General features: G+C 54.9%; 6 protein-coding genes. All 6 read right to left on the bottom strand.

Annotated elements, in window-relative coordinates; genetic code table 11:
• Positions 1-9: 9 nt before the first annotated feature.
• Positions 10-390 (bottom strand): glycine cleavage system protein GcvH, encoded by a 381-nt coding sequence (gene gcvH / locus B051_RS0118040; protein ID WP_018479629.1) that lies wholly within the window; start codon positions 388-390, stop codon positions 10-12.
• A gap of 56 nt (positions 391-446) precedes the next feature.
• Positions 447-7,622 carry a T9SS outer membrane translocon Sov/SprA gene (gene sov, locus B051_RS0118035; RefSeq protein WP_157579034.1) on the bottom strand — a complete coding sequence of 2,392 codons (7,176 nt, stop codon included), beginning with the start codon at positions 7,620-7,622 and terminating at the stop codon, positions 447-449.
• A gap of 13 nt (positions 7,623-7,635) precedes the next feature.
• Entirely contained in the window at positions 7,636-8,229 is a 594-nt protein-coding gene (ruvA, locus tag B051_RS0118030; protein WP_018479627.1) for a Holliday junction branch migration protein RuvA, read from the bottom strand.
• Positions 8,230-10,503 carry an NADP-dependent malic enzyme gene (locus B051_RS0118025; protein ID WP_018479626.1) on the bottom strand — a complete coding sequence of 758 codons (2,274 nt, stop codon included), beginning with the start codon at positions 10,501-10,503 and terminating at the stop codon, positions 8,230-8,232.
• Between the two features lie 298 nt (positions 10,504-10,801).
• On the bottom strand, positions 10,802-12,328 hold the full coding sequence (locus tag B051_RS0118020) for a lytic transglycosylase domain-containing protein (RefSeq protein ID WP_026236508.1): 1,527 nt from the start codon (positions 12,326-12,328) through the stop codon (positions 10,802-10,804).
• Positions 12,329-12,334: 6 nt separating this feature from the next.
• Positions 12,335-13,771 carry an Asp-tRNA(Asn)/Glu-tRNA(Gln) amidotransferase subunit GatA gene (gene gatA / locus B051_RS0118015; RefSeq protein WP_018479624.1) on the bottom strand — a complete coding sequence of 479 codons (1,437 nt, stop codon included), beginning with the start codon at positions 13,769-13,771 and terminating at the stop codon, positions 12,335-12,337.
• Position 13,772: the final 1 nt, after the last annotated feature.

The raw sequence follows: 13,772 nt of genomic DNA, 5'->3' as shown, positions 1-13,772 counted from the left end.
ACGGAGAGGTTATTGGCCGATAAGTTCGCGGTAAGCGTCTGCTGACAACAAGCCTTCCAGCTCACTGGTGTCGCCAATAGACATTTTGATGATCCAGCCGTCGCCATACGCATCAGAGTTCACCAACTCAGGGCTGCCGTCCAGCTTCTCGTTGAACTCCAGCACCGTGCCGCTGAGTGGGCTGAACAGGTCAGAAACCGTTTTCACGGCCTCTACCGTACCGAATACGTCGTTCTGGCTGATTTCCTTGTCTACTGTGTCGATATCCACATACACAATGTCGCCCAGTTCGCTCTGTGCAAAATCAGTGATGCCCACATAGGCCACATCACCTTCCACGCGCACCCACTCGTGGTCTTTCGTATACTTTAAAGTCTCAGGTAGATTCATTTTATCGTTGGTTTAATGTCTGATCAAAAATACGGTCTTTTTCGCAATGCTAAAAATTATTGCAGACTTACTCGCAGCTGCACGCCTCCTTCTGTCACGCTGTTCCTGAACGAGGTGGATATCTGAGGGTCTGAAACAGTGCGCAGCATGTAGAACTGGATGTTCACGCGCTGGCTCAGCACATAGTCCACCGTGGGGCGCAGCTGCAGTTGCTTTGTGCCGTTCGTTATCTGGTTCTGGCTGATTTCGTTGCCCTGCTCATCCCGCGCGATGGCGCGCTGCACGGTCTGGTTGTCCCGCACCGACATGTCCATGCGCATGGTCAGCTCGTTCTCCAGCACCTTGCGCTCCCCGCGTATCCGGAAAGGTATACGGAAGTTGTTGGTGCTATACCCGAAGCCAAAGGTATAATCCTTGACATTCGTTTCCGTCACCTGCGCATTGGTCAGGTTCAGGGACAGGTTGCGCTCCAGCTTGTAGCCCAGGCGGCCGGTCAGGTTGGTGTTCGTACGGAAGTTGATGCCTAGCAGTTCCAGTCGCTCCGCCACCGTGAGCTGGCTCAGAATGTAGTACGGTATCAGCTGCCCGAACTCGTTCTTGTTCGTCGGGAAATCGCCTGGGTTGTTCTCGTAGGCCAGTGACGTGGTGAAGCTGGTCACGTTGTAGCTGGAGTTGTAGGAGTGCGTCAGGTTCACCTGGCTGAACCAGCGCTGGAAGAACGGCAACTGCGACAGTCCATTGTAATCGATTCGCCAGTTCGGGATAGGCAGTCGCTTGAACGGGTTTCCTCCCTTGGCCTGGAATCCGTCTGCGTCGCGGCCCTGGTACGCGTACAGGAACGACTGCAGCAGAACATCCTGTGAGTTCAGAGAATAGCCTGAGTCGCCGGCGGCGGCGTTGGCATTGGTGAGCTTCTCGCGAATCTCGTGGCGGTTCCGGATGAAGTTGTCGAAGGCAGCCGATGTGCCTCCTGATGTAGACTCAAACATGGTGTTCAGGGCGTAGAACGAGGCGCTGAAGGAACCCGTGTTGATAGGGTTCTGACGCTCATTGGCCGTGCCAATATTCCCAAAATCATCAAACTGCTTGCGGTAGAACACCTCTTCAATCTCAGACATGTTGCGGCGCGCGTCCAACTGCAGGTTGAAGTTGCGGAACGGCTCCAGGTTAGCCCTTGCCGTAAATGTCTCTGTCAGGATGCCACTGAAGGGCGTGTTCAAGTACTGGCTGCTGTCGGTATACCAGCCGTTGTTGAAGGCACGGTAGTACAACTCATCCAAATCATACTGGCGGCCCAGCACAAACGGCAGCCCAGGCGCGTCAAAGCCATCGTCGAAGCCGAACATCTTGGTGCGCGGCAGGTAGCCCGGCAGCATGGTGCCCTGGTTCTGCAGGTATGTGAAGTTGATGGAGCGCGTCATCATCAGGAAGCGGGCCAGGCCTTTGGCCACTCCCATACCTGACGCCGACTTCTGCACCGTGGTGTCGCCCGGAGTAGCTGGCCTTGCCTGTGGCGCAGCTGGCGTGTTCACATCCTTCAGGAACTTCACCTTGTTGTAGAGCTTCACCAAATCAACGCGGCCGTTCACGCTGAACTCGGTGCTGTTCTCGGCCGTGTTGCCCAGTTGGAAGTTGGCATCCTGGTTGAGGGCCGTGGAGCCGGCCGTCCAGATGTAGGTAACGGCGTAGCGGGTCTCAGCGCCCAGCCAGTCGGTGAGCGGGAACTTATCGAGCGGCACCTTGTAATTGGCGGCTATGAGTTGGTTGAAGTTGGTGTTGCGCCCGAAGTTGCGCAGGTTGTTCCAAATCACCTTGTTCTTGTAGCGAAGCGAATCCACATCTCTGTCAATGCGGGCGTCCGGCTCGTCTACCACGGCACGGTTGGTGGCGGTGTAGTCCAGCGACAGGTTCTTACTGATGTCCCACTTCAGGTCGTAGATGCGGTTGAAGAAGAAGTATTTCTGGAACGTAGGGTCTATGCCGCGAGAGGTGATGAGCCCGGTACCTGGGTCGCGGCGCTGCAGGAACGTCTCGTTATACCTGCGGTCCAAATCGGCACGGAAGGAGAAGCGGCTTGGCAGCGGCGTGAAGTTCAGGTCCCGGATGAGGCGCAGGTATGGCGACTTGAGCGCCTCCACCTTGGCTAGCGGCTCGTAGTTGCGCGGCGTGTTGTTGTAGGTATAGGCGACTGCCCCGGTATAGGTTTTGGTATAGTCGCGGTCCGTCTCAATGTTGGTGAAAAGGCGCTCGGCGTAGGAGTAGGAGAAGGAGAGGTTCTCGACGTCATACGGCCGCACCTTCGCCTCCGGGTTGGTCCGCTCCTTGCGCACGTTGAGCAGGCTCACGCTCTTGCGCGTCTCCCGTGTGCTCACTTCCTGGCGGTACTCCCGCTGCGCCTCACGTGTCTCATACCTGGTCACCGACTCGTCCAGCAGCACGTCTTTGTCCAGCGGGTCGAACTGCGGCTGGCTGTTGAGGGTACCGTATTGCACCGATACCGGTACTTTGATGCCTAACTTTTCGGGCAGGAACTTATCAGCTACAATATTGGCGCTCACGTCGAAAAGGGCCGTGTTTTCCCGGGCCCGCTGCGCTATCTTCTGCTGCAGCGCCCCGAAGCCGACAGTGGTATAGCTGCCGGTGGCAGTGATGTTGGCGAAGTCGGCCAGTTTGGTGTTGAGGCGGGCGTTAGAGGCCCAGCCAGACTGGTTGCGGAAATCGGTCACGCGCAGTTCGTCCACCCACATGCAAATGGACTTCGGCTGGGCATCCTCGCCTGGAGAAGCCGGGTTGCGCAGGCCAATCATCACGCTCTGCACCTCGCTGAAATCCGGGTTGCCCACCACGCGTATGATTTTGCCTCCTACGTTCACTTCATAAGGGCGGCGGTTGTCGTAGCCCACAATCTTGTTGCGGGCCACCTTGGCGTTTACGAAATCCTCCAGCGCCACGTCAATCTGGTTTTCTGACAGCCATATACCTTCCTGGCTGGTCGTTCCCGGAGGTGTCAGCTTCAGCGGAACCACATACTCGTAATAGTTCTGGGTATAGTCCGTGCCAATTCGGATGAACGCCTGCATGTCGTTGTCGCGGGTATTCGGGTCGCTGGATTGCGCGTGCAGGAACAGCTTCAGGCGCTTGTAGATGAGCATGTCGATGGACAGGTTCTTGTACACGGCCTTGGAGAAGGAATCCTTCAGGTCGTCCACGCACAGCTGCAACGATTGCTCGTTCTGGCGGCGGTTGTTGGTGGCGGCGTAGTCACGTAGGCGCTCTATACCTGGCGGCATCGCATAAGGTATGGTGGAGCCGCTTACCTCGCTGTTTTCTTCAATATTCACCGTAGAGACCGTGAAAGAACGGGCGTCGTCGGTACAGGACAGGCAGGGGTTGCCATCCGTTATCGGCTGCAGGAACGTGCGCCACTGGTTGGCCACAAACTGGAACTGCACAAAACGAAGCACCACCGGGTCGGCAAACTCGGTCATGTACATGCGCATGAAGCGGATGGACTTGAAGCCGCTGATGTTGCCCACGTTGCCCGTTGGCTGACGCACCGGCACGCGGAACTGGTACCAGGTCACCCGGTCACCGTTGATGTCGGGCTGCACAATCTGGTCCACAATGTAGTTCTGACCCACACTCATCTCGCCTGGTTGCAGCTTTATTTTATACTCATAGTACTGCTCCAAATCGCTGATGACGTTGTCGCGGTTCAGGTCTTCTTTGTCGGGGAAGGCGTAGTTGGAGAAGCGGCTCTGCTCCGGTGAGTTGTTCTCCATACCGTTGAAGCGCTTGTAGCGGGCCAGTATACCTGCATTCTGCTGGTCGTACGACTCATCGAGGTGGTGCAGGAAGTTATCTGCCGAAGGGTCGCTGAGTACTGACTGTGGTGCTCCTCCCGGGATAAGGCCCAGGAAACTGCTTTGGAAATATTCGCGCTCCCCGTCATCGCCCAAACCATCAAGGCCAATATCTTGGAAGTTCCTAGCGCCCGGCACACCTGAGAAGGCATCTGTCAGGAACTGCTGGGTGGTGACGCGGCCCCAAGGCGTGCGCTGTGTGTTCTGGTTATCCGTGGCGGAGGTGGGCAGGCCGTTCTCAAAGGAGTAGCGGTTGTCTTTCAGGATGTCTTCGGACACGTTGCCCAGGTTCAGAACCAGTTCGCCGCCCTCATTGCTCACAATCGGGTTGCCGAATTCATCTTTGCGGCCATTCTCTCCTTCCAGAAAAGGGTCCATCAGCCAGAACTCTACATACTCGATGTTGGCATTGTCAAAGTCCGTGTCAAAGGCTATTTCGCGGCTGATGCCGCCCCAGTTCTTGCGTGGGTCGCCCGTCAGCCTGCCCTGCGCATCCACATTTGGGTTGTAGTTATACTGGCCACGCTCCTGCGGGTAATAGGCCATGTCAAAGGTATACTCATAGGCATTGGCAATCTCGCGGTCCCGGCCCGGAAACACTTCATACCTTTGAACCGGGCGAACGTAGTGATTGGCGAGCTCTTCTTTGCTGATGTTGCTAGGCCGCAGCCCTTCACTGTCACGGTAGTATATCTGGTCGATGGTATACCAGGCCACGCGGGCTCGGTTGAAGGCGTAATTCAGACCAGTGCCGGTCGCCAGTGGGGCAGGCGTAGCCGCCAGGCGCCACGTGGTGTTGTTGAAGCCGCCCAAGCTGAAAGGCGTCTCGGCGCCCTCAAAGTCATCCAGGTAAGAGGTGCCATCCTCGTTCACGGGCGACTTGGAATTGGCCGGTACCAGCTGCGCGAACTCGCCATTGAACGTGACACTGGAAGGGGCTTTGGTCTGGATGAACGGAATCTTGTCCGTCATCCGGGTCAGGAAGCGGGACTCCTTGTTCAGGCTCACGTCCAATCCGTAGATGGTGTTGTTGGTCGGCTCATCGCCGATGCTCACCCGGTTGATATAGGGCCGCTCGTTGATGTGCAGCACCGTACCCCCCAGGTTAAGGTCATTGTTCACTCGGTAGTCGAAGCGGGCACCCAGCAAAGACCGCGGCTGGATGTTGAGCAGTTCGGCCTTCTCATAGGTCACGCGCAAATCACTGGCCGAGGCAATGTAGCTCGGGTTCAGGATTTTGATACGCCCTAAGTCATAGAACACCTGATAGTCTGTTCCCTCCTCCAGGCGCGTACCTCCAGAATATACGGCTACGGAACCCTCTGCTATGCGGAAACCTGGAAGTATAATCTCATCCGTGGAGCTGGCCTGGAAGCGTCCTTTCAAGTAGAACTTGGCCTTGATGGTGTTCTGCTGCGCATCGGTTTGCGTCTGTTCGTACAGTTCCTGGAACACATACCTGTCAATCAAATCCTGGCGACCTGCGAACTTTGTGGCCAGATAACTACCGAACGGCTCCACGACCGGAAAGAAGATGCGGCCTGTCTCCGGGTCGATGGTAATGCCGGACAGGAAGTCAAAGTTGCCGTCGCGGGGCTTGTCATTGTTGCTGTTCACGTTGTCGAGGTTGAGCACCTCAATCAGCGGGAGGTTTTGGATTGGACTCGGCTCCTTTAAACTCGTGATGTCCACGCCAGTCTCATCATCTTTGTAGATGACCTGCAACTGGAAGTTCTCCCGGTTCACCTGCGTCGCGTCCAGGCTGTAGACGTTCTTCATCATCAGGTCCCAAGTGGGGAACTCCAGTGCCGGGTTGGTCGCCTTCAGCAATTTCATGTGGATGACCTGGTCATCACGCAGGTTCTGGTAATCCTCCAGCAGTTCGCCCACCTTGTAGGTCCTGCCATTGTAGGTATACTCAAACGACACGCCCAGCACCTGGTCAGGCAGCAGAGCGGTAGTCAGGGAGATGTGGCCCAGCTGTGGGTTGAACTTGTACTCGCGGGGGTCCAGGCGGCGGGCGCGCACGTGCTCAAAGTCAACCGCCTTCTGCAGGCCAAGGCTGTTGAGGTAGGTATCCACCTGGTCGTTGTTACGGGCCTGGCCGTTGTTGGCAATCAGGCTGTATAGCGTGTTCGCATCGTTGGAGGCCGGTGCATTGGGGTTCTGCTCGAACTGGTTGCGGTAGGGGTCCGCCTCGCCCAAGTCCATGTAAGCCACCATGTTGCGCAGGTTCTCGGTGCTGCGGTTGTTGTTGGTCACATACAACTCTAGGCGTCTAATCACGATGCCAGAGTTCACCAGCGGCAGGTTCTGGAGCGTTTTGTCGTAACGATTACGGAAGAAGTGCGACAGGAAGAAGTGACGGTCGCGGTCATACTGGTCGGCCCGTATCTCGAAAGGCTTGTTCTGGGCACCGTTCTGAATTACCACCTCATCGTTACGTCCGCGTAGGTTCGCAGCGATGGCCGTCACGCCCAAGCGGCCAAACTGCAGCTGCGTCTTGATGCCGAACAGGTTCTGCGCCCCCGTGATGAGGGAGTTGTTGAGTGGCAGGCTGACGTTACCGGCCTCCACCTTGCGGATGATTTCCTCATCGAAGCCGGTATAGTCCAGCTTCATGTTGTTCTCAAACTCGAAGTTGGCGTTGTTGTCCCAGTTGAAGTTGAGGCGCATTTTTTCGCCAATCTTGCCCACCAGGTTCAGGGAGATGTTCTGGTCGAAGTCGAAGTCGCCGGTGCGCTGCTGGCGGAGCGGTATGGAGGGGTTCTCGTTGCGGTTGAAGCGGGCCCCAAACTTGAGCGACACGTTGCCGTTGGGCTGTATGTCCACGAAGTTGCCCCCAAAAATTCTGTCGAACATCGGGCTGATGTAAATCTTGGGCACCAGGCGGCGCCCCGTCACCACGCTTTCCCCGTCCAGGCCAGCGGATTTGCTGCGCCAGTAGTCGCGGATGGCCTGCTGCCGCTGCCATCTGGAGTATTCTTCCCAGGTCATGGCCGAAGGCAGGCGGTAATCTACCTCGCCAATCCGCTCGTTGATGTTGTACTGCCGCAGGCTGTCATCCAATTCTATCTCGAGTTCGAGGTTGGAAGGAGGGCCGAGCAGGAGAGGGGAGGAGCTGGAGCGGGTGCCGAAGGGGCTACCAATCCTATCGCTAGGCACAAAGGTCGGTCTGCGGCTAGGTATATAGGGTTGCAGCTTGGCCGAGTCACCGGGTATGGTATCCTGGAATAATAAGTTTGGAAGAATCAGGGACTCAAATCTGCCGGCAGAACGCACCTCTTCCGCGTGCGACCACCAAGCAAGCAAAGTGATAGCAACAACCGTTGCAAACAGCAGGCTGTTTTTTTTACTATTCCGAATCAAGTGGACTCTACCGTTAAGAAGACTTTAAGGCAAATTTAATAAGCTCCTCTACGCTCAGGTTTCTGTTTTCGCGCTTGATGATGGTATCCAGCGTTTTCTCGGCCACGTTCTTGGCAAAACCCAGTGTAACTAAAGCTGATAACGCTTCTGCACGTATCGTATTGTGTGCAGAAACAGGAACCGCAGTGCTATCAGCTATCCATGTTTCTTTCTTTATTTTATCCTTTAATTCCAATATGATGCGCTGCGCCGTCTTGGCTCCTATACCTTTGACATGTTGTATGGTACGCACATCCTCCCGCACGATGGCCTGCTGTATCTCCTCCACGGATAGGGAGGAGATAATCATCAGACCGGTGTTGGGGCCAACCCCCGAAATGGAAATCAGGTGCAGGAAAATATCCTTCTCCGCCGCCGTCATAAAGCCATACAAGGTATGGGCATCCTCCTTGATGTGCAGGTAGGTATGCAGCCTGCAGCGCTCACCCTCTGGCAGAGCAGAATATGTGCTCAGCGATATCTTTATCTGATAGCCTATGCCATTCACATCGATGATGACATAGGTTGGGTCTTTGAACGTAAGCTTCCCGTCGATATAGGCTATCATCTATATATGTTGGTTGTTATAGTTTTGAGCATCTACGACAGCAATGGCTACCATGTTGACTATTTCGCGGATTGAGCTGCCGAGCTGCAGAATGTGCACCGGCTTGCGCATACCCATCAGGATTGGACCGATGGCCTCGGCGCCACCAATCTCCTGCAGCAGTTTGTAGGCAATGTTACCGGAGGTCAGCGTTGGGAAGATGAGCGTGTTGGCGCCCTTCTCAGCCAGTTCGCTGAATGGATAGTGCTCGCGCAGCAGGTTGCGGTTCATAGCCGTGTTGGCCTGCATCTCGCCGTCTATCAACAGGTTAGGATAGCGCTGCTTCGCCTTTCTTACGGCCTCTGCCCCTTTGTTAGGTATATCGCCCTGCACTGACCCGAAGTTGGAGTAGGAGAGAACGGCCATACGCGGCTCCGTGTCGAAGAAGCGGACAGCGCGTGCGGTCAAGCCAATGATATCCACCAGTTCGTCGGCCGTAGGGTTCACGTTCACGGTGGTGTCGGCAAAGAAATAAGGCTCCTTTTTGCTCAGGATGATATACATACCAGCCACCTTGTTGATGCCTTCTTCCACGCCAATCACCTGCAGCGCCGGGAGTATCGTTTTGGAGTAATCACGCGTCAGGCCGGAGATGAGCGCATCCGCCTCGCCTGTCTCCAGCATCATGCTGCCGAAGTAGTTGCGGTCGCGCAACAGGCGGCGGCTGTCGAACAAAGTAAGGCCTTTGCGCTGGCGCTTCAGGTATAGCAGTTGGGCGAACTCCTCGCGCTTGGCATCTTCCTCGTATGGGTCGATGATGGGGCAATCGTGCAGGTCCAGGTTGGTCTCCTGGATGATAGCCGCGATTCGTGCCTTGTTACCCAGCAGAATCGGGTTGGCTATACCTTGCTCTTTCACAATCTGCACGGCCTTCAGAATCTTGTAGTTGTCGGCTTCGGTGAATACCACCGTCTTCGGATTCTCCTTGGCCTGGTTGGTGATGCGGGTCATCAGCTTTTGGTCAATGCCGATGCGCTCCTGCAGCTCCTCCTCATAAGCTTCCCAATTGGTGATAGGGCGGCGGGCCACACCACTCTCCATAGCCGCCAAGGCCACTGCCGGCGACACGGTGGTAATCAAACGTGGGTCAAGCGGCTTCGGAATCAGGTAGTTGCGGCCGAAAGCAATGGTGTTGTCCCCATAGGCTTTGTGCACAATGTCAGGAACTGTCTCTTTGGCCAGCGCTGCCAGCGACCGTACGGCCGCCAGTTTCATCGCCTCGTTTATTTCAGTGGCGCGCACGTCCAATGCCCCTCTGAAGATATAGGGGAAGCCAAGCACGTTGTTCACCTGGTTCGGATGGTCGGAGCGGCCAGTGGCCATTATCAAATCATCGCGGGTTTCCATGGCCACGTCATAGGGAATCTCCGGGTCTGGGTTAGCCAGCGCGAAAATGATAGGATTAGGAGCCATCAGCTTCACCAGTTCTGGGGCCAGCACGTTACCAGCCGACAGTCCAATGAACACGTCAGCGCCTTCCATAGCCTCCGCCAGCGTGGTTATCTTGCGTAGCGTCACGAACTGTGCTCTGTAAATATCCAAATCGTTACGCTCCGGGCGTATGATGCCGTCCTTGTCGAACATCACGATGTTGTCCAGTTTGGCTCCCAACGCCACATACAGCTTGGTGCACGCGATGGCGGCGGCACCCGCGCCGTTTATCACAATCTGAATCTCCCCGATTCTTTTGCCCGCCAGCTCCAGCGCGTTGAGCAGTGCCGCCGAGGAGATGATGGCGGTGCCGTGCTGGTCATCGTGCATAAGCGGGATGTTCATCTGCTCCTTCAGCGCGTTCTCTATCTTGAAGCTCTCAGGTGCTTTGATGTCTTCCAGATTGATGCCGCCAAACGTAGGCTCCAGCGACTTGACGATACGGATGAACTCTTCCGGGTCGGTGCAGTCAATTTCAATATCGAAAACGTCTATACCTGCGAACTTCTTGAAAAGTACGCCTTTCCCTTCCATCACAGGCTTGGAGGCATCGGGGCCTATGTTGCCCAAGCCGAGTACAGCAGTTCCATTGGAGATAACACCAACGAGGTTTCCTTTAGCAGTATATTTATATACATTTTCTTTGTCAGCGGCGATTTCTTTGCAGGGCTCAGCAACTCCAGGAGAGTATGCCAAAGCCAAGTCATGCTGTGTACTCAGCATTTTTGTAGGAACTACCTCTATCTTACCGGGTTGCCCCTGCATGTGGTAGTTAAGGGCATCTTCTTTGTTTACTTTAATCATCGTATGCGTTGTTGTGTCGTATCAGGTATGGTTGCCCGCTTTATTAAAATAAAACTATATATGGCATGGGCTAAAAGCCAATTTCATAAGATTTTATGGTTAATCAAAGCTGTAGCCTTCAAAGATACAAGGTGAAAGTGCTTAATGCAGCAGAAGCGCAGGATTTTTGATGTGCCGTGCTGGTTCTGCTGTCTGCATACCACTTGGTATGTCAAAAATTAGTTTAGAAGGCAAGCCTATAAAACAAAAGAAGCACCTCCTGAGAGAAGGTGCTTCTTTTGTTTTGCAACATGTTTTGCTAACCAAGTATGAGCTGTTGGCCAGGCTTGATGGAGTTGTTCTTGAGTTTATTCAGCTTCTTGATTTGCTCAACCGTAAGGCCTTCATGGCGCTGAGATATGGTCCAAAGGGTGTCTCCCGGCTGTACATGATAGATAAAGTTATCCTGCTTTGGCTGGGCATTTGCCGGTGCCTTGTTAACCGCTGCCTTGGCAGGAGCATGAGCACTGGCCTTTTTGGCTGTTGCAGGCTCTGCTGAGGCCAGTAAAGTAGGGGCGGCTTGTGTGGCAGGTTGCCATACAACAAGCTTCTGGTTGGCCTTTATCATAGAGCCGGAAAGGTTGTTCCACTCCTTCAGCTGGTCTATTGTCACATCGTGTCTGTTGGCAATCTTCATGAGGTTGTCGCCATGGCGCACCGTGTAAGATTTTTGCTCCAGGCTATCCTTGCCCGCAGGCGCTGTTGCTGCCAGCAACACAGGAGCGTCAGCCGGTGCGGTTTGCCTGGCTGGCGGTGGGGTAGGGGCGGCAGCTAGCAGGATGCAGCTTGCATCTGTAGTGGACGCCAGTAAGGCGGCACGGTTTGCCGGAACGCGTAGTTTGTAATTACGGGTGCCTTGAGGCAAAGCAGACTTCTTTATCTCCGGGTTGAGAGCCAGAATATCCTTCGTGTCCACGTGCAACTCTGTTGCCAGCTTCTCCAGGTCAAGCGCCTGGTTCACTTCCAAGTGGGTATAGCTCGGTGCATACAAAATGGAGTCGGAGAAGATGTTGTGCTCCGCCGCATACTTCATGGCATAGATGACGGCCGTCATAGAAGGTACGTAGCTGCGGGTTTCCTTTGGAAGGTATGGGAAGATTTCCCAGAAGGTCTTCTTGCCGCCGCCTGCACGCCGGATGGCTTTGTTCACGTTACCAGGACCACAGTTGTAGGCTGCCATAGCTAGTTCCCAGTCGCCGTAGTTGCGGTACAAACGGCCCAGAAAGCGCATGGCCGCATCCGTGGACTTCTCAGGGTCCATCCGCTCGTCAATGTACTGGGTCTGGTCCAGTCCGTGCTCTTTGCCAGTCGTTTTGATGAACTGCCACAAGCCCACTGCGCCTGCCCAGGATGCCGCCTTGGGGTTCAGGCCTGACTCCACGATGGCGAGGTACTTCATGTCTTGCGGCATGTTGTACTTTTTCAGGTACTTCTCAAACAGCGGGAAATACACGTTTTCTCGTGAGAGCATGGTGCGGGTATACTTCCTGTTGCGGACAGTAAAGTAATCAATATGGTTTCGAACGAACTTATTGAACACCAAGGGAATATCGGATTCAATACAGCTCAGTCTGTCCAGGATGACATCGTCCGGCTCATAGGGAATGTGCTCCACCAGCAGGGCCAAGTCTTCTTCAGAAGGGAAGGTGGTGTCTGCTTTTGGCTTCAGGGAATCTTCCAGAATGGGCCTGTCAAACCTGAGGCTGGGGCTGGCGGCTTGGGCATGGTTCGCCCACATGCCGCTAACAATAGCCGCAAGTATTGTAAAGAACTTAATGTGAGTCATTATGAATTATGCTTCAACGGTTATCTTGTCCAAGATGTAATTCGAGAAAGCAAGCAGTTGCGGCTCCTCGAATGAGCGGGTCATCAGTTGCAACCCGATGGAAAGACCATTCGCATCGCGACCAACCGGTATAGAGATGGCTGGAACGCCGGCAAGCGAGGCCTGAACCGTAAAGATGTCAGCCAAGTACATGGCCAACGGATTCGCCGTATTCTCTCCTATTTTGAAAGCCGTAGTAGGAGCGGTAGGCAATATAAGAAAATCATAATTCTTGAGCAACTCGTCGGTCTTCTCTTTTATAAGACGGCGTACGCGCTGCGCCTTGGTATAGTAGGCGTCGTAGTAGTCGGCGCTCAGTACGAAGGTGCCCAGCATGATGCGTCGCTGCACCTCAGGGCCGAAGCCCTCAGCTCTCGTCTTCTTATAAAGAGAGGTAAGGTCTGTCGCATTGTTGCTTCGGAAGCCGTATTTCACCCCATCAAAGCGGCCCAGGTTGGAACTGGCCTCGGCGGTGGTGAGGATGTAGTAGGTCGGCACCATGTAGTCTAGGTATGGGAACTCCACCGCCTCGACTTCATGGCCTGCCTCCTGGAGCATGTCTTTCACGCCCAGGATGCTATTTTTCACCTCTGTATCCAGTCCCTCGCTTTCGAAGCAATCCCGGATATAGCCTATTTTGTATTTCTTGTCGGCCTGCAGCAGTTGGCTGTAAGGCGGCACTTCGCGGTGGCTCACGGTGCTGTCAAACTCATCGCTTCCGGCCATCACTTCCAGCAGCAGGGCGGCATCTGCCACGTTCTTGCTGAGAATTCCAATCTGGTCGAAGGAGGAGGCGTAGGCGATGAGGCCATAGCGCGATATGCGGGAATAGGTAGGCTTGAGGCCCACCACACCGCAGAAAGAGGCCGGCTGACGCACCGAACCACCCGTGTCGGAACCGATGGAGGCCATGCAAAGGTCTGCCTGCACGGCCACAGCTGAGCCGCCCGACGAACCGCCCGGTACACGGGTATGGTCGTCGGCGTTCAACACCGGACCAAAAGAGGAGTTCTCGTTAGAGGCGCCCATGGCAAACTCGTCGCAATTCTGACGGCCGATGATGATGGCATCCTCGGCAAGCAGGCGCTGTACAGCGGTAGCGGAATAGAGCGACTTGAAGGAGTCCAGAATCTGGCTGGAGGCCTGCAAGCTGTGGCCTTCATAAGCCAGTACGTCTTTTAAGCCAATGACCATGCCTGCCAGCTTGCCGGCGGTACCTGCAGCCATTTTTTTGTCCACAGCGGCGGCCTGTGCCCTTGCCCCTTCCTCGAAAACCTCCAGGAAGGCATTCAATTCAGACTTTTGCTTGATGTTGTGCAGGTAGTGCTCTACCAATTGGCTGCACGACAGCTGCCCAGCGGCAATGTCGGCACGGATGTCACGTAGCGAGTTGTATGGTTTCAAA

This window comes from Pontibacter roseus DSM 17521, assembly GCF_000373265.1.
Taxonomy (GTDB): domain Bacteria; phylum Bacteroidota; class Bacteroidia; order Cytophagales; family Hymenobacteraceae; genus Pontibacter; species Pontibacter roseus.
Note: the sequence above shows the minus strand (reverse complement) of the source record. Positions and strands in the feature narration are given on the sequence as shown.

Bases quoted from the DNA above. Each gene is read 5' to 3' on its own strand.
- B051_RS0118020 (WP_026236508.1), bottom strand. From the start codon at position 12,328: ATGACTCACATTAAGTTCTTTACAATACTTGCGGCTATTGTTAGCGGC.
- ruvA (WP_018479627.1), bottom strand. From the start codon at position 8,229: ATGATAGCCTATATCGACGGGAAGCTTACGTTCAAAGACCCAACCTAT.
- B051_RS0118025 (WP_018479626.1), bottom strand. From the start codon at position 10,503: ATGATTAAAGTAAACAAAGAAGATGCCCTTAACTACCACATGCAGGGG.
- gcvH (WP_018479629.1), bottom strand. From the start codon at position 390: ATGAATCTACCTGAGACTTTAAAGTATACGAAAGACCACGAGTGGGTG.